This is a genomic window from Cryobacterium sp. TMT1-2-2 (genome assembly GCF_004403505.1).
Taxonomy (GTDB): Bacteria; Actinomycetota; Actinomycetes; order Actinomycetales; family Microbacteriaceae; genus Cryobacterium; species Cryobacterium flavum.
In genome coordinates this window covers 181,300-203,040 of sequence record NZ_SOGS01000025.1, presented here as the reverse complement: position 1 = coordinate 203,040, position 21,741 = coordinate 181,300, and the positions used below count along the sequence as shown (strand labels likewise).

Sequence of the window (21,741 nt, the reverse complement as noted above, 5' to 3'; positions counted from 1 at the left end):
GCGGTCACGCTGCGGGAATTGTCGGCGACGAGCCGGTCTGTCCCCTCCCCCGGCTACCGCTACAGTGGTGGAATAATCGAGGAGGTGCACGTATGGGTACATTGCTTTACGGCAATCCGGGCATCGTGATCACCTTCGACGATCGCGCCCTCATGCACTTGCAGATCGTGATCAGTACCAAGCTGCGCCGGCGCGAAAGTTTTGTGTTCACCTGGACCGATTCCGCCGACGTCGGCAGCGGCCGGAGCGCGATCTGGCTCGACCCCACGAGCACGCTCTACTACCGGTATTTCGGCAGCCGAATCCCGTCGATCAATCGGGACTGGATCGAAGCGCTCATGCTCTCGGCCAACAGCGCCGGCGGACTGGTCTTCATCGCCGAGCCCGACCCGACGGTAACCCTCCCGGAGAAAACACGCCGCTAGCTCAGCCCGCGAGCTCGCCGAGCACGTCTTCGAGAGCGTGCAGAAAATGGTCGGCGCTGGCGACGGTGAGGCAGAGCGGCGGCTTGATCTTAAGCACGTTCTTGAAGTCGCCGGTGGGCTGCACGATGACGCCCCGCAACAGCAATTCGTCACAGAGCCGGGCGGCCACGGCGGTGGCTGGCATGAAATCGACCCGGTCGAGCACCAGTTCGACGCCGAGGTAGAGCCCCATGCCGTAGACCGCGCCGACCAGGTCGAACCGTTCGCCGAGCTGTTCCAGCCCCCGCTTGAGGTGCCCGCCGACGACCTCGGCATTGCCTTGCAGGCCCTCATCGCGCATGATGTCGAGCACGGTCAGGCCGATGCGGCAACTGAGCGGGCTGCCGCCGGCCGAAGAGAAGAACGATCCCTCCTGGGCGAAGCGATCGGCTATGTCGCGGCGGGTGATGACCGCGCCGAGCGGATGCCCGTTGCCCATCGCCTTCGCGATGGTGATGATGTCGGGAACCACGTTCTGCTGTTCAGTACCCCAGAAGTGGTGACCGAGGCGCGCGTAGCTCACCTGCACCTCGTCGGCGATGCAGAGCCCGCCGCGGGCGCGAACCTTCTCGTAGACGCCGGTCAGGTAGCCGTCGGGCAGCAGCACTCCGCCGGCGTTACCGAACACCGGTTCGGCAATGAATGCGGCGACGCTGTGGCCCTCGTCGTCGAGGGCGGCCAGGTCGCCATCGAGGTCATTCAGGTACTGCGGCGCCGATTGCATGCCCCGATACTTGCCGCGCACGGCGTTCGGCGCCTCGACCAGATGCACCCAGTTTGGCCGGGTCTGAAGGGCCTTGGGGTTGTCGGCGACCGAGGAGGAGACGGCATCCGCTGCCATCGACCAGCCGTGGTACGCCTCCCGCACCGAGAGTACCGTGTCATGGCCGGTGTACGTGAGCGCCAGGCGCAGCGCGAGGTCCACGGCCTCGGTGCCGCTGTTGACCAGGAAGACGGTGTCGAGCGGGTCCGGCGCGAGCTCGGCAAGTCGTTCGGTGAAGCGCACGAGCTCGTCGTAGTGAAAACGCGAGTTGGTGTTCAGCAGCGACCACTGGCTTCGGGCTGCTTCGGCAATGCGCGGGTGTCCGTGGCCGACGGTCGTGACATTGTTGACCATGTCGACGTAGCTCTGCCCGTGCATGTCGATCAGGTGGTGCTTCCAGCCGCGCTCGATCTGCGGCGGGGCCGCGTAGTAGTGCTCCTGCACGCGCGCGAACGACGCATCACGGCGCTCAAGCAGCGCGGCCGGGTCGGCGAGTGGTCGGGCCGTCTCCAGCCCGATCAGGGCTGAGGGGTCGGGGCAGACCCGCTGCCATTGCGCGGCACCCGAGGGTGCGACGAAAAACGGCGGGCGGATGCCGCGCAGCCGGCTGGCCTGCACTGTCACCCGGGCGCCGGTCGTTCCGAGGCCGGATCCGGCCTGAATCCGCTGGCCGTCGAGCCCTCCCCCGTGAACCCCGGTCAGCCACAGGTCGTAATCTGCGCCCTCGAGCCGCACGGTGTCGGCATCCACCACCACGATGGTCCCGTCGATCGGCGCTGTCACCGGGCTGCCGGCCGGCAGATACACCTCGACCCCGAGGGCCAGGGTGACCGACTCCTCGGCCGTGTCGATGCGGGTCTGCGACAGGCGATACTCGCCGTAGCGGGTGACTGCGTGCCCTGAGCGGGCGGCGGCATCCGCTGCCACGCGCCCGTCAATGCCGGGTTCGAGCCAGATTCCAGCGTCGAACGCTGCGCTGGTGACCGACAGATCGATGATCGCACCGGGGTCGACGGTGCCCGCCAGGGGGTGATCAGTGGCCACGATCGGCGCCGGCTCGCCGGTCACCACGAAACGGATGAGGGCCTCGAGCTCTGCGCCGTCTTGCTCCGCCGCGGTGGCGAACGCGAGCCACTCGCGAGAGCGGTTGGCGTCGGCGTAGTCGTTATCGTGATCGAGGTGCACCTGCTGCTCGCCGCTCACCACGAGCACCGCGGTGCGCAGCACGATCAGCGGCCAGAGGGCGGCGAGTTCGGTGTCGGTGAGCGGTACCCTCTGGGTGAACGCCTCGATTGCGTCGAGGACGGCGAGCGGATGCCGCGGACTGCGATACAGCACGCAGGCGCAGGTCGCGGCGAGTTCGGCGACGAGCCAGCCCTGGGCCACGTCCCCGAAGTCGATCACTCCGGTGATCGTCTCGGCGTCGGTGCGGCTGACCACGTTGTCGTCGGTCAGGTCACCGTGGATGGTCTGAACGCGCAGGTCGGTCGCGACGCGGTCGACCTGCTGCCGTGCGACCTCGGTTACGGTGCGGAGCCGTTCGCGGCGCACGTCGTCGTCAACGTAGCCGAGGAGGGCATCGATGACCTCCCCGCCGCGCCGCAGATCCCACTGTGACAAGCGGTCCGTTCCCGGGTGTTCGAAGTCGGCGAGGCCCTGAACCAGGCGCCCGGCCACGTCACCGAGCGCGCGAATCTGCCCGACCGACAGACGCACGGCATCGGTCAGCGGATGCCCGTCGACGTAGGTCAACAGGCGCAGGTCGAGGTTCTGCCCGTCGATCGTGACACGCTGAACCTCGCCTCCATCGATCCCGGCTATCACGGCGGGCAGGTCGAGACCCAGGTTGCCGAGGTGCCCCAGGTTGGCGAGGTGCCCCAGCGCAGCGTTCTGGGCCTCGAGCTCCACCGTCAAGATGGCCGGGTTGGCGACTTTGAGAACGAGGGAACCGGCATCCGTTTCGATCCGAAAATTGCGGTCCTGATTACTGCCGAGCTCGGTGACAACGCCCGAGACTCCGAACCGGTCCCGGACCAGCTCGGTTGCCTGCTCGGGCGTCAGGTGCGGGCGCGGCAGGTGATAGGGGCTCTGCTCGGTCATGGTTCTCCAGTCATGCAGGGGGCAGCGGTGGCACGAGCAGGGTTGAACGGATGCCGGTCAGCGCTTTTGCACGCGACGCTTCGGCGGCATGGCGCGCGGGGCATCCGGGGTGTTCCAGGCCTTGGCGATGGCCCAGGTGACGGCCGCGATCGGCACCGAGAGCACGGCGCCGACGATGCCGCCGAGAATGGTTCCGGCGGTCAACCCGACCAAAATCACCAGCGGATGCAGCTTGAGCGACTGCGCCATGACGACCGGCTGCAGAAAGTTTCCCTCGAGCTGGTTCACCGCGATCACGATGATGATGACGATGAGCGCGACGCCCGGACCGCTCGCGACGAGGGCCACCAGGGCGGCGAGCACGCCGGCCGCGGTCGCGCCGATCAGCGGGATGAACGCGCCGAGGAACACGATGACCGCCAGTGGCAGAGCCAGCGGAACCTGCAAAATGGCCAGGCCGATACCGATCGCCGTGGCATCGACAGCGGCGACGATGGCGGTGCCGCGCACGTAGCCGCCGAGCACGCGCAGCGAGGTGTGGCCAATGCGGCGTCCGCGGGCGAGCCGCTCGCCCTTGAACGGCGTGAGGAAGAAGTTCCAGATCTGGCCGCCATCCTTGAGGAAGAAGAACAGAATGACCACGAGCAGCACCGCGCCGGTGATCAGTTCGAACACAGCGGATGCCCCGGCGAGCGCCCCGGTACCGAACTGGCTGCTGGTGAGAAAGTCCACGACGGCGGTGCGCGCCGTGTCGATCTGCTTCTCATCGACCTGGATCGGTCCGTCGATCAGGAACTGCTGAAGATGGTCGATGCCCTCCGAGGCCGAGGAGAACAGCTCGTTCCACTGGTCACGCACCGCCAAAACGATGAGGGTGATGATTCCGCCGAAGACAACGATGCCGCCGAGCAGGGTGATCCAGGTGGCGAGAATGGCGGCGACTCCGCGCTTGCGTAGCCCGTTGATCACCGGGCTGAGCGCTGAGGCGAGGATGATCGCGATCAAAACCGGGATGACGACGAGCTTCAGCTGCACCAGGCCGAAGATGACCACGGAGGCCAGCAGGATGACGAGCAGAATCTGGCCGCTGCGCAGGCCGAGCCACCCGAGCCGATCAGTCAGCGGGGTGCGGGGAACGATGGGCCTGGGGTCGTCGTGTGCGCGCATGAAACCAGCCTAGACATCCGCTGGCCGGAAACCCCGATCGACCGGCCTCTTTGGCCGATTCAGTTCAGGGTTGCCGCGACCGTATCGAGGATGGATTCGTCGCCGGCGTAGATGCCGTGCTCGCGTGGCCAATGGCTGATCACGTCGGTGAAACCGAGCTCGGCGGCCCGGCCGACGGCATCCTCAAACGCGTTCATGCTCTGCAGGGAGTATGTTCCGCCGCTGTCGAGTGAGAGGTAACGGTCAATCGTGGCGGGGTCGCGGCCGGCTCCGCTGACGACGTCGTCGAGGCGCATGGTCAGGCCGCGCACACTGGTCCACCATTCTTCTCCCTCGACACCGTCCTGTCCGGTGGTCACCCAGCCCTGCCCGAACCGGCTGACCAGCCCGAGACCCCTCGGCCCGTTGGCCGCGATCAGGAACGGCACGCGCGCCCGGTCAGAGCCGCCCGGTGTCACCATGCGAGCATTCTTGGCGGTATACCACTCGCCGGTGAAACTGATTCCGTCAGTGGAGCCCGGTTCTTCGCCGCGTAACAGCAGGTCGAGGTCCGTGATGAATTCGGCGAACCGTGCGTGACGTTCACGGGGGGTGTACTCCGGCTGGCCGAGCACGCGCGCGTCAAAACCGGTGCCGCCCGACCCGATGCCGAGCAGAAACCGCCCGCCCGAGATGTCGTCGACCGTTGCGACATCTTTAGCGAATGGCACCGGATGCCGAAAGTTCGGCGACGAGACAAAGGTGCCCAGTGCTATCCGTTCGGTCACGGCCGCAGCGGCGGTGAGGGTGGGGATGGTCGCGTTCCACGGCTCGTCAGCGAGTGAGCGCCAGGACAGATGGTCGTAGGTGAAGGCGTGGTCGAAGCCGTACTGCTCGGCGCCGAGCCATTTTCTGCGGGCGACCGGCCACGGGTCCTGGGGAAGGATGACGATTCCAAAGCGCATGAGGCGAGTCTATTCAGCGTGACCAAAACGCGCGGTTGCAATGTCGGCGGCCGGTGCCAGACTCTGCACATGGACACTCGCGAGCTCCACACCACGTGCACGATCGTTCCGCCCTACCTGCTGGTGCGGCTGGCGAAACTTGATGATCCCCGATTTGCGCAGGCCGCGGCGGCCGCCCGGGCCTCGCTGCTGCGGGACTCGCAGATTCGCCAGTTGCGGGGCGGGGCGCATCCGTTTCCCTACTCGGGGGCGCGCACGCTGCCGGCTCGAACCCCCGGTGAGTCTGACCGTACCATTTCGGATGCCGGTGGCCAGGAACGCCTGCCGGGTCGCCGGGTGCGCGCCGAGGGCCAGCCTGCCGGCACCGACCCGGCCACGAACGAGGCGTACGACGGGCTCGGTGCCACCCAGAACCTGTTCTGGACGCAGTTCGGGCGCGACAGCATCGACGGCAACGGACTGCCCATGGATGCGACCGTGCACTACGGCAAGCAGTACGACAACGCCTTCTGGGATGGCGAACGTATGGTGTTCGGCGATGGTGACGGGCAGGTTTTCACTCGCTTCACGATTTCGCCCAGCGTGATCGGGCACGAGCTCACCCACGGAGTGACCCAGTTCACCGCCAATCTCACCTACCAGGGCCAGTCGGGGGCGCTCAACGAATCCATCTCCGACGTGTTCGGTGCCCTGGTCGAGCAGCACGTCAAGAACCAATCGACGGCCGAGGCCAGCTGGTTGATCGGGGAAGGGCTGTTCACCGACCAGGTGGAGGGCGTGGCCCTGCGTTCAATGAAAGCGCCAGGTACCGCATACAACGACGATGTGCTCGGCAAAGATCCGCAGCCAGACACCATGGCCGGGTACGTCGAAACCGAGGACGACAACGGTGGAGTGCACCTCAATTCAGGCATTCCCAACCGGGCGTTCTATCTGGTCGCCGATGCCCTCGGCGGCAACGCCTGGGAGACGCCGGGCCACATTTGGTACGAGACTCTCACCGGCGGTGCGCTGGCCAGCACGAGCGATTTCGCGGCGTTTGCCGCGGCCACGGCCCATACCGCGGCGCGTCTCTACGGCAATGGCGGTGCCGCCCACGACGCGGTAATGCGCGCGTGGGCGACGGTGGGCGTGGTGGCAGCGATTCCGTCGCCGCTTCCCCAGCAACCAGCCCCGCCACCACCCCCGAGCCGGCCAGGCGTACCCCGGCCACCGGAGTAGCATCGCGGTATGAAAGTCATCGTCTCCCGCAGCGGCGGGACGGCGGGAATCCGCCTGACCTGGGAAGTGCGAGTTGAAGAACAGCCCGACCCGAATACCTGGGCTGAGTTCCTGAACTCCCTGCCCTGGGACGACGTCACCGACAGCGAGGCCACCCCCGACCGGTTCGCCTACCGCATTCGGTGTGCCCCGCACGAGGTGGTGCTCGCCGAACCCCAGGTGAACGGGCCGTGGCGTGATCTGGTCAACCGGGTCAGGGCAGCCAACGGCATGTAGCGGCTGCCCGTCTCACACCCTGTCCCGGTTCAGGCCTCTGGCCTCAGGCCTCAGGCCTTCGGGCGACGACCCCACCGCGGTCGGCGGGCCGGATCGTCGGTCAGCGCTGCCTCGATGTGGCCGTCGACCTGCTCACCGAAGTGGTCGTCGAAGTTCTCCTCGAGGTGCGCGGTGACGGTCTTGCCGATGCGGCGGGCCATTTCCTCCCGGCGTTGACGGCGTTCGGCAGCCACCAGAACCTCGTGCTCGATGCGGAACGCCTTGTAGATGGCAATACACATACCGATCATGACGATGCTCACCGGAATAGCGGTCAGAATCGCGCCGGTCTGCAGGGCGGCCAGTCCGCCAGCCAACAGCAGGGCGATAGCCACGAGCCCGCCGAGGCTGGCCCACATGATGCGGCTCCACTTGGGCGGATTGGTGTCTCCGCCAGAGGCCAGCATGTCGATGACGAGTGAACCCGAGTCGGCCGAGGTGATGAAGAAGATCGCGATGACGATGACCGCGATCACCGAGAGGATCACGCCAAACGGCAGGGTGCCCAGAAAGTTGAACAGTACGTTCTCGGGGATGATGCCGACCTTGGGGTCGAACAGACCACCGCCGTCGCCCTCCCAGGCCTGACGGATGGCGCTGCCGCCCATGACCGCGAACCAGACGAACGTGACCAAGGTCGGAACGAGCAGCACGCCGGCGATGAACTGGCGAACCGTGCGTCCACGGGAGATGCGCGCGATGAACACGCCCACGAACGGTGCCCAGGAGATCCACCAGCCCCAGTAGAAGACGGTCCAGGCACCCTGGAAGTCGAGGCCGGCCTGGCCGGTGAATGCTCCGGTATCGAAGGTGAGTCCGACCACGTTCTGAAAGTAGCCGCCGACCGATTGCACCAGCAGACGCAGCAGGTACATTGTGGGGCCGAGCAGCAGCACGGCCACGAGCAGCAGGCCGGCCATGCCGAGGTTGATGTTGGAGAGCCACTTGATGCCCTTGCCGACGCCGCTGACCACAGAGGCCGTCGCGATGATGGTGATCACGACGATCAAAACCACGAGCAGGGTGTTGGTGACGTCGCCGACCACGCCGAGGTAGCTGAGGCCTGCGGCGATCTGCTTGACGCCGAGGCCGAGAGAGGTCGCGACACCGAACAGGGTACCGACGATGGCGATCACGTCGATCGCGTCACCGAGACGACCCTTGACCCGTTTGGTACCGAGAAGCGGCTCGAGGGCCCAGCGAATCGAGACCGGACGTCCTTTGCGGTGGATCGAGTAAGCCAAGGCCAGGCCGACCACGGCGTAGATGGCCCAAGCATGGAACCCCCAGTGCAGGAAGGTCTGCGACATCGCGGCGGAGGCGAGATCTGCGGAATCGCCGGTCACCCCGGGCTTGGGTGTCGTGAAGAAGGTGAGCGGTTCTGAGGCGCCCCAGAAGACCAGGCCGATACCCATCCCGGCAGCGAAGAGCATCGAAAACCAGCTCGTCAGACCGAATTCGGGTTCGTCATCGTCTTTGCCGAGCTTGATGTCGCCGAAGCGGCTGAGGCCCATCCAGATGGCGAAGACCACAAACGCCGCCACGATGACGACATAGTACGGGCCGAGGCCGGCCACCACCCAGCCCTGCAGCAGGGCAAGAACGCTGCCCGTGCGCACCGGAAAAGCGATGGCCACGATGACGACGGCCAGAATGATGCCGAGTGCCGGATAAAACACTCGGGGGGCCGGAACGACGAAACGACGGGCTTTGGGTGAACTGCTGTGCGGCGTTTTCGCCGGTACTTCGGGTAATGCACTCACTGTGGAACTTTCTCAAAGAATAGATTGCGGCGCGGTGGGGAACCGCTCTGGCACCGCCAGGTACCTGCCCCGCTGGGCAAATTTCCAGCTTACAGGCAAACCACCCTGCACTGGGGCAATATGTTTTCGGTGCCAGTTTGCCTGCCAGCGTGCAAAACGCGCTTCTCCCGCTCGCCCTGGGGCTCGGGGCGTGTGACGATGGACCATGACTTTCAACGACGTGAACGCGGCTGCATCGGCCGTGCAGAATCTCAGCGAAGAGGAATGCTGGAATGCCTTACTGTCGGCCAGTCTGGGGCGCCTCGCCGTGGCCGTCGGTGGCATCCCGGATATTTTTCCGGTCAATTTTGTGGCCGCCGACCGGCACCTGCTGTTTCGCACCGCGTCGGGCACCAAACTGATCGAGCTCACGGTCAACAACCGAGTCGCGTTCGAAACGGACGGCGTGGGTCGCGACGACGCGTGGAGCGTCGTCGTGCACGGAACAGCCAGAGCGCTCGACACCCAGCGGGAGATCGACGCCGCCGCCGCCCTGCCGCTACGGCCGCTGATCCCCACGGTCAAGCCGGTGTTCGTCGAGATCGTGCCGGAGTCGATCACCGGACGGCGTTTTCTACTCGGCCCGGAACCAACGGCGGCTTTGCTCTAGCCTCAGCACGTTAGCGTTAACGAGCGCCCCTCACCACGAACCGGGGCAAACAGGAGTGCCGTGCCCGCCATGCTCAATCTCACGGTGCACGTGAAGCCCGGCAGCCGCAAGGGTCCGCTCGTGGTGGACGACCCGGAGAATACGCCGGAACACGCATCCGTTACGGTCTTTCTGCAGCAGCGAGCCGTGGAGGGCGCCGCGAACGACGCCCTCGTGGCTCTGCTGGCCAAGCATTTCAAGGTGGCTAAACGCGACGTTAGCATCATCCGCGGTCACACCTCGAAGATCAAACACCTGCGCATCGACCGCTCGTAATCAGGGTCGAACGACTCAGCTCACGCCGAGCAGGTCGATCACGAAGATCAGGGTCTGGCCGGACAGTCGGTGTCCGGAACCGGCCGGTCCGTAGGCGAGGTGCGGGGGTACAACGAGCTTGCGACGGCCGCCGACCTTCATGCCGGGAATACCTTCCTGCCAGCCGGCGATGAGTGAGCGCAGCGGAAAGTTGATCGACTGGCCGCGGTTCCAGGACGAGTCGAACTCGTCGCCGGACGCAAACTCGACGCCGAGGTAGTGCACATCGACGGTAGCGCCGGCGGTAGCCTCGGCACCGTCACCGACGACGACATCGGTGATCTCGAGTTGTTCGGGCGCAGCGCCCTCCGGGAAGTCAATTTCGGGCTTGGAATTCAAATCAGTCATACCCCCATCCAACCGGATCGGGCGGAGAAATGCACACCGGCGACCCACCTGGCAGGTCGAAAAAAATAATGCTTGCGCCGGACCGCTCGCGGGTGCACTCTTGGTGTACACCAACTCGTCGCATCGGGAGAGTCGTCGGCACCGCCACACCACCGAAGCGGCGAGTTTCTGTTGGTTCCGCGCCTACGATACCGCTGGTGCCGTACCCGGCCGCACCTGCCCCAGCACATCGGCCCGATGATTCATCAACCGTCCGAGCAGGCGAGCCTCGTGGGCGTGCAGCGCCGGCGTGCTCTGGCCACGCACCAGGCGGTCACGCACGAAGGCGAGGCGGGTCGCATCCGCTATGAACAGGCGCATGGCGATCTTCTTGGGTCGTTGCTGCCGTCGGCCCCAGGCGAGCGCTTGACGTCGGCCGGCGCCCGTGCCGAGCATCGAAACCTCCGCGGCGGTGAACCAGCCGGCCTGCGAATATTCGTGCAGCCGCCGCAGGGTGATGCGGGCTTCCTGCCGGCGGAGAAACACCACGACAAGAATGGCGACGATGAACAGCGGCACCTGTATGACCGCGTAGTAGATGAGCACGGAGGCATCACCGCTCAGCACAAAAGTGGAACCGTTCCACAGTGCGTGCAGCAGGATCGCGGGGGTGAGGCCGAGCAGAATATAGCCGACCGCGCCGCCCTTGCTCGCGCTGCGCCGTGCGGCCAGCCCGAGCGCGAGCCCGGTACAGATCGTGAACGTGACGTGCGCGAACGGCGAGAAGACCCCGCGCAGCAAGAACGTGATGCCGAGGCCCTGCGCGTTGCCCTCGGTCATGGCCAGGCCGAAGTATTGAATGTTCTCGGAGAACGCAAAGCCGGCCGCAATCGTCGCGGCGTAGACGACGCCGTCGACCGGGCCGTCGAAGTGCCTCCGAACCGCCCAGAACAGCACGAGAATGCCGAATCCCTTGGCGACTTCCTCCACGATCGGGGCCTGAATGACAGCGGATGCGAAATCACTCCCGGTCAGTGCCCCCGAGCTGGCCGCGATCGTGATCTGAACGCCAAGGTCGAAGAGCAGTGCCGTGACGATGGAGATGCCGGCACCCCACAGCAGTGCGAAGATGAGGGCCGGCCGCGGCTCCGGATCCCAGCGGTCGATCCAGCGCACCGCGAGCAGCACGACAGTGAGCGGCAGAAGCGCCAGGATCAGCCCGACCAGCAGGGCGCCGGCACCGAGGAACGTGGTGAGGTACAAGAACACGGCGAGCAGGGCCAGCCCGGCGAGCACGATGCCGATCACGGCCAGTACGATCGGGCCGGCGCGAGACGGGCGTACCGGCTGGCTCCAAACCGGCTGCACTGGGGCCGGACTCTCCTGCACGGGCTGCTGCTGGGATGGCTGCTGCGGGGCTGGCTGCTGGCCCGGTGGCTGGTCGAGGCTCATTGTTCGAGAATACCTGCCCGGGCGGCCCAGCTCAGGCGGCAAACATGGTGCCGGGGTTCAGAAGACCGAGCGGGTCAAAGACCGCTTTGAGCTGGCGTTGCAGCTCGAGGCTCGTGTCGCCGATCTCATCGCGCAGCCAGCGACGTTTCAGCACGCCGACGCCGTGTTCGCCGGTGAGCGTGCCGCCGAGGGCGAGTGCGGCCTGGAACATCTCGTCGGCGGCGGCCCAGATCTCGTCGGGCACCGCCGCATCCGCTTCCCCGCCACGGGGAATGACGAAGTTCGGGTGCAGGTTGCCGTCACCGGCGTGGGCGACGGTGGGGATGGGGATGCCGGTGCGGGCGCTGATCTCGGCGATCGCGGCGAACATCTCGGCCATGCGCGAGCGCGGTACGGACACGTCCTCGATCAGCACCCGGCCGAACTGCTCCAGGGCTGGGTGCATGGCGCGGCGGATGGCCAGCAGGCGGTCGCCGGAGGCAGCATCCGTTGACAGGCTGGCTTCGCCTCCTGCCGCCCGCAGCACGGCAACGGCCTGTTCGGCTTCGGCGAGCGCCGCCGGACCGTCGGTCTGCACCAGCAGGAATGCGCCGCGACCGAGCGGCAGACCGGCCGAGCCCTCAGGCCCCAGGTAGGCGGCGACTAGACCGAGCGCGACCGGATCGACCAGTTCCATCACGGCGGGGCGGATGCGTGCGGCCGTGATCGCCGCGCTGGCTGCGGCCGCCGCCGTGACCGTGTCGAAAACCGCACCGATCGTGGCAACGGCGCCCGCCGTGAGCGCGCGCACCCGCACGGTCGCCTCGACGATGACGCCGAGGGTGCCCTCGGAGCCGGTGAGCAGCGCGGTGAGATCGTAACCGGTGACGCCCTTGACCGTGCGGTGCCCGGTGTGCAGCAGGCTGCCGTCGGCGAGTACGACGGTCAGACCGAGCACCGCCTCCCGCGTGACGCCGTACTTGGCGCAGAGCAAGCCGCCGGCGTTCGTGGCGATGTTGCCGCCGACGGTGGAGATGGCTTTGCTGGCCGGATCGGGGGCAAACCACAGGTCCTGCTTCGCGAGCTCGTCGTTGAGGTGCTGGTTGATCACTCCGGCCTCCACGACGGCGAGTTCGTCGTCGGCGTTGATTTCGAGGATGCGGGTGAGCCCGGCCACGCTCAGCACGATGGCACCGTCGGTGCCGCAGGCTCCGCCGGACAGTCCCGTTCCAGCGCCGCGGGTGACCACCGGCACCCGGCATTCGGTGGCGATGCGCAGCACGGCCTGCACGTGGGCGACCGTGGTGGCACGCACCAGGGCGAGGGGGGTACCGTCGGCGATCCAGCCGGATTTGTCGGTGCGGCTGGCCGCGAGGTCGAGTGGTGCAGTGCTGACGATGTCGCCAAGCTCGGACTGGAGGCGCAGCAGTGCGTTCATTCCCCCAGCCTATCGACGAGCACCCATGTCCGATTTCCGCTACCACCCCGCGCCCGATCGTGACAGGCTCGAGGTATGACGTCCTCCGCTTCAGCCGATCAGGTCTTCGCCGAGCGGTACCGCATAATGTGCTCGCGCGACACTCGTTTCGACGGCCAGTTCATCACCGGCGTGCACACGACCGGCATCTACTGCCGGCCGAGCTGCCCGGCCGCAACGCCCAAACCGGGCAATGTGTCCTTCTACCTCACCGCGGCGGCCGCCCATGAGGCCGGGCTGCGAGCCTGCAAACGGTGCCTGCCCGACGCCGTGCCCGGCTCACCGACCTGGAATCTGCGGGACGACCTCGCCGCCCGCGCGATGCGACTGATTTCTGACGGCGTGCTCGAACGCGACGGCGTGCCGGGGCTCGCCGCCAGCCTCGGCTACACTCCCCGGCATCTGACTCGGGTATTGGTCGCCGAGCTCGGTGCCGGTCCGCTCGCCCTCGCCCGCGCGCATCGTGCGCAGACCGCACGCCTGTTGTTGCTGGGCACCGACCTGAAGATTACGGATGTGGCGTTCGCCGCCGGCTTTGGCAGTGTGCGCCAGTTCAACGACACCGTCACGGCCATCTACGAACGCACCCCCACCGAGGTGCGAGCGACCCGGCGCCCACTACTGACGCACTCGGTCCCCGGCGTCGATCCCGCCGAAACCAGGATCACCCTGCAGTTGCCGGCCCGAACGCCGTTCGACGGCACCGGGCTGCTGCGCTTTCTCGCAACCCGCGCCCTCCCGGGCGTCGAAACGGCCACCGCAACGAGCTACGCCCGCGCCGTGCGGCTACCGAACGGCACGGCCACCATCGACGTGACCCTGTCGGGAACGGATGCCGCCTCCGCGCTGGCCTGCAGCATCCGTCTGACCGAGCTCGCCGACCTGGCACCGCTGGTGAGCCGGGTGCGTCGACTGTTCGACCTCGATGCCGACGCACAGGCCATCGATCACCATCTGGCCGCGGACCCGGCGCTGGCCGTGTCGGTCGTCCGGGCCCCTGGCATCCGTGTACCGGGCAGTATGGACGCCGAGGAGACACTGTTCCGGGCGCTGATCGGGCAGCAGATTTCGGTCGCCGCGGCCCGCACCGCGTTGACCAGGCTGGCTGACACGCTTGGCGAACGCCTGCCCGGGGCCGAGTCTCGGCTGCTCTTTCCCACCGCGGCGCAGATCGCCGCCGGCGGCCGCGGCGTGCTGCGCGGGCCGGGCGCTCGCATCGAGACGATCCTGCGGGTCGCGGAGGCGCTGGCTTCGGGCGAATTACAACTGTCAGCCGGGCAGACCCGCACCGAACTCGAAGCACGTCTGGTCGCGCTGCGGGGAATCGGACCGTGGACGGCCGGGTACGTGGCCATGCGCGTGCTCGGCAGTCCGGACATCCTGCTGACCAGCGACTTGGCACTGCGGCAGGGTGCCGGCCGACTCGGTCTGCCGGTTCAGCCCCGGGCTCTGGCCACGCGCGGGGCTGACTGGGCGCCCTGGCGGAGTTACGCCGGAATGCACCTGTGGCGCGCTGCCGGTGCACCCGCTTTACCGCAGGGGGCCGTTACCTCCAAGCAGACCGACCGAGGGTTGGAGCACCTCACAGGGCAACCCGCAGGCTGAGCCGGTTAGCCTAAAGGAGTGAAATTTGCGCATTTGAGAGTTGACGGCTCCTCCGTTCCCCGATTGGCCGTGATCTTCGACGATGCGGCACTGTTTCTCGACGACGTCATGGACGACGCCCCCCGCGACCTGCAAGACCTGCTCGAACGCGGCGACGCCGGCTACGAGCGGGTGCGCGCGATCAGCCTCGACGCCGTCTCCAACGGTGCCGTGCTGACTCAGGTCGACGAACTGCGGCATTCCTCCGCGGTGCTGCGCCCGCCGCAGATCATCGCCATCGGCGCCAACTACGCCGCACACTCCTCCGAGCTGAGCCTGCGCCTCGAAACCGCCGCTACCGTGTTCTCGCTCTGGCCCAACTCGCTCACCGGGCACGGCTCAACCATCACCTGGCCGCGCGACCTCACCACACAGGTCGACTACGAGGCTGAACTCGGTGTGATCATCGGTCGCCCGGCCCGCAACGTGACGGTCGCCAACGCCCTCGACTACGTCTTCGGCTACACCGTCGTCAACGACATCACCGCGCGCGACCTGCAATTCTCCGAAGCGCAGTGGTCACGGTGCAAATCCTTCGACGGCTTCACGCCGACCGGACCGCTCGTCGTCACCGCCGATGAGATCGGTGACCCGCAGAACCTCTGGCTGACCACGCACGTCGACGGCCGCATCCTTCAGGACGCCTCGAGCGGCGACATGGTGCGCACCGTCGCGGAGATCATCTCCTACCTGTCCAAAACGTCAACCCTCATGCCGGGAACCCTGATCTCCACCGGTAGCCCGGGCGGCGCCGGATACAGCCGCAAACCCCCGATCTTTCTGCGCGACGGGTCCACGGTGACCATCTCGATCGACAAGATCGGCATGCTCACGACGCACTGCCGCGAAATCTAACAGCGCCGATATCTACCCGACGTGGCGATGATCGACGCTGCAACCAGCGGGGTGATGCCTCCGCCGACCAGGGCACCGAGGTTGTAGGCCATCCCGGCGCCGGTGTAGCGGTAACGGGTGGCGAACAGTTCGGGCAGGAACGCGCCGACCGGGCCGTAGATCCCGGCGATGATGAGCAGCGTGCCGGAGAGTCCGAGGCCGAAGGACCAGGCCGTTCCGATATCAAGGATGGAAAACAGCACGAGCGACCACGGCACCGCCACGCTGCAGGACGCGACGATGACCGCCCGGCGACCGATCCGGTCAGAGAGGATAGCGCTCGCGATGGTGCCGACGGCGAAGACGAGGGCTCCGATGATGCCGAGGGTCAGGATGGTCGGCCGGCTGTGGGCGAGGCCCTCGGGGTTGGTGCCGTAGCTGGAGAGGAATGCGGTGCCGGTGTAGAAGAAGGCGAACAGCATCATGGTCGACGCTCCCCCGAGCAGAATCTGGCGGGGCTGCTTGCGCACGACTTCCCAAACCGGAAGTTTGCGGGCAACGGGCGCGGCACGCCTGGCATCCGTTGCGGCCTTGAACACGGGCGTCTCTTCGATCTTGAGCCGGATGTAGAGGCCGATGATCACGAGTACCGCGCTCAGAATGAACGGGATACGCCAGCCGTAGCTGAGAAACGCGTCGGAGGCGTCACCGAGGGTGAGGTTGATGATCAGAAAGGTCATGCTGGCCAGGGCGAATCCGATGGACGGGCCGAGTTGCGGAAATGCGGCGTACAGCCCGCGACGCTTCGGCGGTGCGTACTCGGCGGCTAATAATGCCGCTCCGGCCCACTCGCCGCCGACTGCGAAGCCCTGCAGAAACCGCAGCAGCACGAGAATGATCGGGGCGGCGAGCCCGATCACACTGGCGCTCGGCAGCAAACCGATCGTGACGGTCGCGAAACCCATAATGAGAAGGGTACTGACCAGGGTCTTCTTGCGCCCGAGCCGGTCTGCGAAATGCCCGAACAGAATGGCGCCGAGCGGGCGCGATACGAACGCAACGGCGAACGTTCCGAACGAGGCGAGCGTGCCGGCCCCGGTGCCGAGCTCCGGGAAAAACACCTGCGGAAACACCAGTGCGGCGGCCGTGCCGTAGATGAGAAAGTCGTAGAACTCGATGATGCTGCCCATGGAACTGGCGACGGCCACCCTGGCCATCGAGGTGCGGCGCGGCGTCGGCCGAGCCTGCCGGATTGCGGTGCTTTCGAGCATGCGATATCTCCCTTGACATCGTGAGTCACAACGCTGTTGTCGTGACGAATGTCAGCGTGGCAGCGGGTGCCGGCGGCCACCACCTCCCGGGGGGAGGTGGTCAGGGCAGAAGCCGGAAGGCGCGGGCGATTCGCACGGCCTGGTCATGGTGGTGGGTGATGCGGTGCGAGTCGAAATAGTCAGCGACGCCGAACGGCCGGGACTGGTGCAGGGCCCGCCCGCCGACGCCCTCACCCGGCTGCACGTTGAGATTCTTCAGCCCCTGCGTCGTGGTGCCGACGAACTCGGTGATGACGAGTTCGCCATGGTTGACCAGCCCGGCGAAGATCACCGCAATGCCGGTTTGGGCAGCAAGCTGCCTGATCGCGCCCTTGAGCAGGTCGCGATCGCTCGGGCGGTAAACGTCGTCGTTTGCTGCGTGCATGATTCCCGGCTTACGAATCGGATCGGTTACCGGGTGCTAGCAGGTGCCTCGGTTCAGCCGATCAGCGCTTCCACCGGGCCGCGCACGAAGAACAGCACGAAACCGACCGCGACGACCCAGAGCAGCGGGCTGATCTCGCGGCCCTTGCCGGAAAGGCTGCGCACGAGCACCCAGCTGATGAACCCGGCCCCGATGCCGTTGGCGATCGAGTAGGTCAGCGGCATCACGATGATGGTCAGAAAGATCGGCAGCGTGCTGGAGAACTCGGTGAAGTCCAGGTGACGAATCTGCGAGACCATGAGCGCCCCGACGATGACGAGAGCGGCGGCAGCCACTTCGAGCGGCACGATCTGGGTCAACGGCGTGAAGAACATGGCGGCCAAAAAGAGGATGCCGGTGATCACGTTGGCCGCGCCGGTGCGAGCACCCTCGCCGATTCCGGCACCGGATTCGATGAAGACGGTGTTCGAGGAGGCGCTCGTGGCGCCGCCGGCGACGGCGCCGATGCCCTCCACGATCAGGGCGGACTTCAGCCGGGGAAACTTGCCGTCCTGGTCGGCGAGGCCGGCCTCACTGGCCAGGCCTGTCATCGTGCCCATGGCGTCGAAGAAGTTCGTGAACACGAGGGTGAAGACGAGCATCACTGCGGCGAGCATGCCGATGCGTTCGAACGCGCCGAAGGACACCTGGCCGATCAGGCCGAGGTCGGGCAGCGCCACGACGCTCGTCGGCAGCACGGGGGCGTTCAGGTTCCAGCCGGCCGGGTTCGTACCGAGCGAGGGGCCGACCTTGAAGATGGCCTCGAGGATCACGGCGATGGCGGTGGTCGCCACGATGCCGCTCAACAGCGCTGCCTTGACCTTGCGGGCCAGGAGCACGCCGATGATGATGAGCCCAATCACGAAGACCGCGGTCGGCAGGGTAGCGATCGAGCCGGCGTCGCCGAGCTGAACGGGCGGTGAGTTCGCGCCGCTGGCCCGCACGAAGCCGGAGTCGACCAGTCCGATGAACGCGATGAACAGGCCGATGCCGACCGTGATGGCGATCTTCAGCGGACGAGGGATGGCATTGAAGATGAGTTCACGCAGGCCGGTCGAGGCCAGCAGCACGATGATGAGGCCGTTGATGACGACCAAGCCCATCGCTTCGGCCCAGGTGACCTGGCCAACGACGCTCACAGCGAGGAACGAGTTGATGCCGAGCCCGGCAGCGAAACCGTAGGGCAGTCGGGCGATGAGGCCGAACAGAATGGTCATGACGCCGGCGGTCAGGGCGGTGACGGCGGCAACCTGCTCGTTGGGCAACCAGCCGCCTTCCACGTCGACGGCGGCCTGGTCGGCGCTGAAACCGCCGAGAATCAGCGGGTTCAAAATGACGATGTAGGCCATCGTGACGAAGGTCACGACGCCGCCGCGAAATTCCCGCGACCAGGTGGAGCCGCGGCTGGTGATCTCGAAGTAGGAGTCGACCCGGGCCTTCAGGCCACGTGCTGCCGGTTGCGGCGAGGCCGCAGTGGTGGGTGTTTCAGTGCTCGAAATGGTGTGCTCCCAGTGCCGTGGCCTTTAACGCAAGGTTCCAGTCTACGACCGGGCCAGCCGGGTCAGCTCAAACGTGCGGCACGAACCGTCCCCAGGCCAGTCGTCGTTCCTTGTGCGGATCGGATTCGACGTGGTCTGTTTGGTCGATGATGAGCGTTTCCCGGGTGCTTTCGTCGTAGCGCGGCCAGGCCGCCGATGGCACCCCGCCGGCGACGAAACCCAGCCACCAGCCCTGCATCCTCGTGGCAATGTCCAGAAAAGTGCGGCGCCCGCCGAGCGCCGTCATGCCGCGGCCGAACCAGCCGTCGAGCCGGTCGAACAACGGAAACAGTTCGAGGCCGTGGGTCGCGTCGAGGCCCATCAGACGCAGCAGCCGCGGCGCGGCGTCGAACCGGTAGAAGTACACCGGCGCATAGCGCGAGTGTCGTTCTGCGACCTTCACGCTCGGATACCAGAACGAATAGTCGCCGCCGAAATCGAGCGCCGCCCGCAACGCGGGAATACCCGGGTACTGCGCCTTGAGGGCCTTTTTCGCCTTCTTCTTGGTTTTCTTGAATATCGCGCGGATCCGCGCCGGGGTCGTCGCCAGAATGTCGATCCGGCCGCTGAACAGTGATCCCTCCCGCGCGTTGGTGCCGATGATCAGCGGGATGCGCGCGGCCCGGCCGTCCCGAAAGGCATCGAGCGGTCGCTCGGGCAGAAAATGGCCGTCAATGACGGGGCAGAGCGGGATCGTGCCCGGGTCTTGGTCGGGAGTGCGCACGGTCAGCGCTGTCGTCGCTGCGGCCAGTTGCGCGGGGTCGGCCGCGAGGAGCAGTCGGGCGGCATCCGCGTCGCTGTACGGGCCGTCGGTCAGGCTGTCGAGGAATTCGCCGGCCCAGCGCGCGGTGAGATCGCTCGGGTAGACCGCGTTCGGCGGCGCACTCTGCGCGATCGCCCGGTGGAACAGTCCGGCCGCGCCCGGCACGGTCATCAGCGTGGTGACCGCGTTGCCGCCGGCCGACTCGCCGAACAGGGTGACGGCATCCGGGTCGCCGCCGAAGGCGTGAATGTTCTCGTGCACCCATTGCAGGGCGGCGACCTGGTCTCGTAATCCCAGGTTGCTCTCAAACGGATGCTCCGTCGTGGCATACCGGGAGAAGTCCAGGTACCCGAGGGCCCCGAGCCGGTAGTTGATGCTGACGTAAACGATGCCGCCCCGTCGCACCAGGCCCTCCCCCTGCCGCGGAACCTCACGGCTGGAGCCGACGCTGTAAGCGCCGCCGTGGATGAACACCATCACCGGCCGCAGTGCGTCCTGGAGCTGCGCGCTGGGGCGCATCCGCTCGTCTGGCGCGATCACGTTGAGGTTGAGGCAGTCTTCGCCCTGCGGAATGCGCGGGTGAGCGCCGCGAAACTGGCCCTTGTGACTCTGCGGGGCGATCGGGCCCCACTCGCTCGCGTCGCGCACGCCGTGCCAGGCCGGAGCCGGCTGCGGCGCACGAAATCGTCGCTCACCCACCGGAGCCGCCGCATAGGGGATACCGCGCCAGGCCAGCACACCGCGCTCGCGCACCCCACGGAGCAGTCCGTTGGCCACTCGCACCTCCAGCCCCGTCTCGGTGGTGGGATCAGCGAGTTGGCTCATGCGCCCGAGTCTATTCCGCCGTGCTGTGAGGACCGTGCCGTGAGGACCGGTTGTCGGCTGCGACTACGCTCGACTGTGATCAGGCAACAGGACTGATCACGCAGCATAAAGAAACGAGAACCGCAATGGCACTGCCCTGGACCCTGCACGGCGACGGAAAAACAGTCGGGGCACAGGAGGTCGTAGGTCCGGGCGAACGCCTGAGCTGGCCGCTGACCATCGGCATCGGCTCGCAGCACGTCGTGGCCATGTTCGGTGCGACCTTTCTGGTGCCGCTGCTCACCGACTTTCCGCCGAGCACCACACTGCTGTTCTCCGGTATAGGAACCCTCCTGTTTTTGCTGATCACCGGCAACAAACTGCCCAGCTACCTCGGCTCGTCGTTCGCGTTCATCGCACCGATCACCGCGGCAACCGCCTCGGCCGGCATGGGCAGCGCCCTGTTCGGCATCATGGCCGTCGGGGTACTCCTAGCCCTGGTCGGCGTGATCGTTCAGCTCACCGGCACCGGGTGGATCGACCGGCTCATGCCGCCGATCGTGTCGGGCGCCATCGTCGCGCTAATCGGATTCAACCTCGCCCCGGTGGCTAAGGCCAACTTCGACAAGGCACCGCTCACCGCTCTGATCACCCTTGTCGCGGTGATTCTGTGCACGGTGCTGTTTCGCGGCATCCTCGGTCGACTGTCGATCTTTCTCGGCGTGGTCGTTGGCTACGTCGCGGCCGTCTTCTTCGGCGAGGTCGACTTCAGCCGCGTCGCCGACGCCGCCTGGATCGGGCTGCCGCCGTTCACCGCCCCGGCCAACCCGTTTGAGAACCCGGCCGCAGTCTTCGGGGTGCTGCCCGCTTTTATCCCCGTCGTCCTCGTGCTGATCGCCGAGAACGTTGGCCACATCAAGGGCGTCGCCCAGATGACGGATGCGAAGGTGAACCGGCTCACCGGACGGGCCCTGCTCGCCGACGGCCTCGCCACCATGCTGGCCGGTTTCGGCGGCGGCAGCGGAACTACGACCTACGGCGAGAACATCGGCGTCATGGCGGCCACCCGCATCTACTCCACGGCGGCCTACTGGGTGGCCGGCATCGTCGCGATTCTGCTCGGCCTCTCCCCCAAGGTCGGGGCGATCATCTTCACCATCCCCGACGGGGTGCTCGGCGGTGTCACCACTGCGCTCTACGGGCTGATCGGTGTCATCGGCGTCAAGATCTGGCTTGACAACAAGGTCGACTTCTCCAAGCCGGTTAACCAGTTCACGGCCGCGACCGCGCTGATCATAGGCATCGCCGACTTCACCCTGAACGCGGGCACCCTGAGCTTCAACGGCATCGCCCTCGGCACCGTGGCGGCCATCACGATCTACCACCTGATGACCCGGCTCGGCCGCCTGCGCCAAACCGCCTGACCCACCCTCACACGGACGGGGCCCA

At 66.6% G+C, this 21,741-nt stretch carries 19 protein-coding genes; 8 read left to right on the top strand and 11 right to left on the bottom strand.

All coding sequences use genetic code 11. The features are described 5' to 3' along the window. Window positions 1–92 precede the first annotated feature (92 nt). Window positions 93–425 (top strand): ATP-dependent DNA ligase, encoded by a 333-nt coding sequence (locus E3T35_RS16045; RefSeq protein ID WP_134343619.1) that lies wholly within the window; start codon window positions 93–95, stop codon window positions 423–425. Between the two features lies 1 nt (window position 426). Here the strand turns inward: E3T35_RS16045 and E3T35_RS16040 are convergent, their stop codons facing one another. Genes E3T35_RS16040 through E3T35_RS16030 form a run of 3 tightly spaced genes read right to left on the bottom strand, consistent with a single transcriptional unit; the run spans window position 427 to window position 5,438 of the window. Then, window positions 427–3,327: an aminotransferase gene (locus tag E3T35_RS16040; RefSeq protein WP_134380050.1), complete on the bottom strand. Its 2,901-nt coding sequence runs from the start codon at window positions 3,325–3,327 to the stop codon at window positions 427–429. A 57-nt stretch (window positions 3,328–3,384) separates the two neighbouring features. Then, entirely contained in the window at window positions 3,385–4,494 is a 1,110-nt protein-coding gene (locus tag E3T35_RS16035) for an AI-2E family transporter (RefSeq protein WP_134380048.1), read from the bottom strand. 59 nt (window positions 4,495–4,553) lie between these two features. Then, the gene (locus tag E3T35_RS16030; RefSeq protein WP_134380046.1) at window positions 4,554–5,438 is read right to left on the bottom strand and encodes an LLM class flavin-dependent oxidoreductase; all 885 of its coding nucleotides are present in this window, start codon (window positions 5,436–5,438) and stop codon (window positions 4,554–4,556) included. 69 nt (window positions 5,439–5,507) lie between these two features. Between E3T35_RS16030 and E3T35_RS16025 the strand changes: the two genes are divergently transcribed. Together E3T35_RS16025 and E3T35_RS16020 are read left to right on the top strand one after the other, a co-directional pair. Next, window positions 5,508–6,659, top strand: a complete 1,152-nt coding sequence (locus E3T35_RS16025; protein ID WP_134380044.1) for a M4 family metallopeptidase — start codon at window positions 5,508–5,510, stop codon at window positions 6,657–6,659. Between the two features lie 9 nt (window positions 6,660–6,668). Continuing rightward, complete coding sequence (locus E3T35_RS16020; protein ID WP_092340977.1) at window positions 6,669–6,935, top strand: protealysin inhibitor emfourin; 267 nt, start codon at window positions 6,669–6,671, stop codon at window positions 6,933–6,935. Between the two features lie 50 nt (window positions 6,936–6,985). Here the strand turns inward: E3T35_RS16020 and E3T35_RS16015 are convergent, their stop codons facing one another. Then, entirely contained in the window at window positions 6,986–8,737 is a 1,752-nt protein-coding gene (locus E3T35_RS16015) for a BCCT family transporter (protein WP_134380042.1), read from the bottom strand. A 205-nt stretch (window positions 8,738–8,942) separates the two neighbouring features. Between E3T35_RS16015 and E3T35_RS16010 the strand changes: the two genes are divergently transcribed. Together E3T35_RS16010 and E3T35_RS16005 are read left to right on the top strand one after the other, a co-directional pair. Further along, on the top strand, window positions 8,943–9,386 hold the full coding sequence (locus tag E3T35_RS16010; RefSeq protein ID WP_134343613.1) for a pyridoxamine 5'-phosphate oxidase family protein: 444 nt from the start codon (window positions 8,943–8,945) through the stop codon (window positions 9,384–9,386). Between the two features lie 69 nt (window positions 9,387–9,455). Next, window positions 9,456–9,701 (top strand): DUF167 domain-containing protein, encoded by a 246-nt coding sequence (locus tag E3T35_RS16005; protein WP_134343686.1) that lies wholly within the window; start codon window positions 9,456–9,458, stop codon window positions 9,699–9,701. Between the two features lie 15 nt (window positions 9,702–9,716). Here the strand turns inward: E3T35_RS16005 and E3T35_RS16000 are convergent, their stop codons facing one another. The 3 genes from E3T35_RS16000 to E3T35_RS15990 form a co-directional block, all read right to left on the bottom strand. After that, on the bottom strand, window positions 9,717–10,088 hold the full coding sequence (locus tag E3T35_RS16000) for an FKBP-type peptidyl-prolyl cis-trans isomerase (protein ID WP_104197031.1): 372 nt from the start codon (window positions 10,086–10,088) through the stop codon (window positions 9,717–9,719). Window positions 10,089–10,271: 183 nt separating this feature from the next. After that, window positions 10,272–11,519, bottom strand: coding sequence for a PrsW family intramembrane metalloprotease (locus E3T35_RS15995; protein ID WP_134380040.1), 1,248 nt, complete (start codon window positions 11,517–11,519; stop codon window positions 10,272–10,274). 31 nt (window positions 11,520–11,550) lie between these two features. Then, a complete protein-coding gene (locus E3T35_RS15990) occupies window positions 11,551–12,936 on the bottom strand; it encodes an FAD-binding oxidoreductase (RefSeq protein ID WP_134380038.1) in 1,386 nt (461 codons plus the stop codon). Between the two features lie 75 nt (window positions 12,937–13,011). Between E3T35_RS15990 and E3T35_RS15985 the strand changes: the two genes are divergently transcribed. After that, entirely contained in the window at window positions 13,012–14,580 is a 1,569-nt protein-coding gene (locus E3T35_RS15985) for a DNA-3-methyladenine glycosylase 2 (RefSeq protein ID WP_134380036.1), read from the top strand. A gap of 18 nt (window positions 14,581–14,598) precedes the next feature. Beyond that, window positions 14,599–15,474: a fumarylacetoacetate hydrolase family protein gene (locus E3T35_RS15980; RefSeq protein ID WP_166789992.1), complete on the top strand. Its 876-nt coding sequence runs from the start codon at window positions 14,599–14,601 to the stop codon at window positions 15,472–15,474. On the opposite strand, the gene E3T35_RS15975 is transcribed toward E3T35_RS15980, so the two are convergent. The 4 genes from E3T35_RS15975 to E3T35_RS15960 all read right to left on the bottom strand — a co-directional run bounded on the left by E3T35_RS15975 (window position 15,471) and on the right by E3T35_RS15960 (window position 20,313). Beyond that, window positions 15,471–16,724 carry an MFS transporter gene (locus tag E3T35_RS15975; protein WP_134380034.1) on the bottom strand — a complete coding sequence of 418 codons (1,254 nt, stop codon included), beginning with the start codon at window positions 16,722–16,724 and terminating at the stop codon, window positions 15,471–15,473. The genes E3T35_RS15980 and E3T35_RS15975 overlap by 4 nt on opposite strands. Window positions 16,725–16,824: 100 nt before the next feature. Continuing rightward, entirely contained in the window at window positions 16,825–17,148 is a 324-nt protein-coding gene (locus E3T35_RS15970; RefSeq protein WP_134380032.1) for a hypothetical protein, read from the bottom strand. 53 nt (window positions 17,149–17,201) lie between these two features. Then, window positions 17,202–18,629, bottom strand: a complete 1,428-nt coding sequence (locus E3T35_RS15965; protein WP_370449348.1) for an NCS2 family permease — start codon at window positions 18,627–18,629, stop codon at window positions 17,202–17,204. A gap of 124 nt (window positions 18,630–18,753) precedes the next feature. Next, a complete protein-coding gene (locus E3T35_RS15960) occupies window positions 18,754–20,313 on the bottom strand; it encodes a carboxylesterase/lipase family protein (RefSeq protein ID WP_134380028.1) in 1,560 nt (519 codons plus the stop codon). Window positions 20,314–20,438: 125 nt separating this feature from the next. On the opposite strand from E3T35_RS15960, the gene E3T35_RS15955 reads away from it, so the two are divergent. Next, complete coding sequence (locus E3T35_RS15955) at window positions 20,439–21,716, top strand: uracil-xanthine permease family protein (RefSeq protein WP_092340962.1); 1,278 nt, start codon at window positions 20,439–20,441, stop codon at window positions 21,714–21,716. The last annotated feature ends 25 nt before the right edge of the window (window positions 21,717–21,741 follow it).

Coding starts and splice junctions, on each gene's coding strand:
- E3T35_RS16005 (WP_134343686.1), top strand. CDS start 9,456: ATGCTCAATCTCACGGTGCACGTGAAGCCCGGCAGCCGCAAGGGTCCG.
- E3T35_RS16025 (WP_134380044.1), top strand. CDS start 5,508: ATGGACACTCGCGAGCTCCACACCACGTGCACGATCGTTCCGCCCTAC.
- E3T35_RS15990 (WP_134380038.1), bottom strand. CDS start 12,936: ATGAACGCACTGCTGCGCCTCCAGTCCGAGCTTGGCGACATCGTCAGC.
- E3T35_RS16000 (WP_104197031.1), bottom strand. CDS start 10,088: ATGACTGATTTGAATTCCAAGCCCGAAATTGACTTCCCGGAGGGCGCT.
- E3T35_RS16020 (WP_092340977.1), top strand. CDS start 6,669: ATGAAAGTCATCGTCTCCCGCAGCGGCGGGACGGCGGGAATCCGCCTG.
- E3T35_RS16010 (WP_134343613.1), top strand. CDS start 8,943: ATGACTTTCAACGACGTGAACGCGGCTGCATCGGCCGTGCAGAATCTC.
- E3T35_RS15970 (WP_134380032.1), bottom strand. CDS start 17,148: ATGCACGCAGCAAACGACGACGTTTACCGCCCGAGCGATCGCGACCTG.
- E3T35_RS16030 (WP_134380046.1), bottom strand. CDS start 5,438: ATGCGCTTTGGAATCGTCATCCTTCCCCAGGACCCGTGGCCGGTCGCC.
- E3T35_RS15995 (WP_134380040.1), bottom strand. CDS start 11,519: ATGAGCCTCGACCAGCCACCGGGCCAGCAGCCAGCCCCGCAGCAGCCA.
- E3T35_RS15985 (WP_134380036.1), top strand. CDS start 13,012: ATGACGTCCTCCGCTTCAGCCGATCAGGTCTTCGCCGAGCGGTACCGC.
- E3T35_RS16035 (WP_134380048.1), bottom strand. CDS start 4,494: ATGCGCGCACACGACGACCCCAGGCCCATCGTTCCCCGCACCCCGCTG.
- E3T35_RS16040 (WP_134380050.1), bottom strand. CDS start 3,327: ATGACCGAGCAGAGCCCCTATCACCTGCCGCGCCCGCACCTGACGCCC.
- E3T35_RS15955 (WP_092340962.1), top strand. CDS start 20,439: ATGGCACTGCCCTGGACCCTGCACGGCGACGGAAAAACAGTCGGGGCA.
- E3T35_RS15975 (WP_134380034.1), bottom strand. CDS start 16,724: ATGCTCGAAAGCACCGCAATCCGGCAGGCTCGGCCGACGCCGCGCCGC.
- E3T35_RS16045 (WP_134343619.1), top strand. CDS start 93: ATGGGTACATTGCTTTACGGCAATCCGGGCATCGTGATCACCTTCGAC.
- E3T35_RS15960 (WP_134380028.1), bottom strand. CDS start 20,313: ATGAGCCAACTCGCTGATCCCACCACCGAGACGGGGCTGGAGGTGCGA.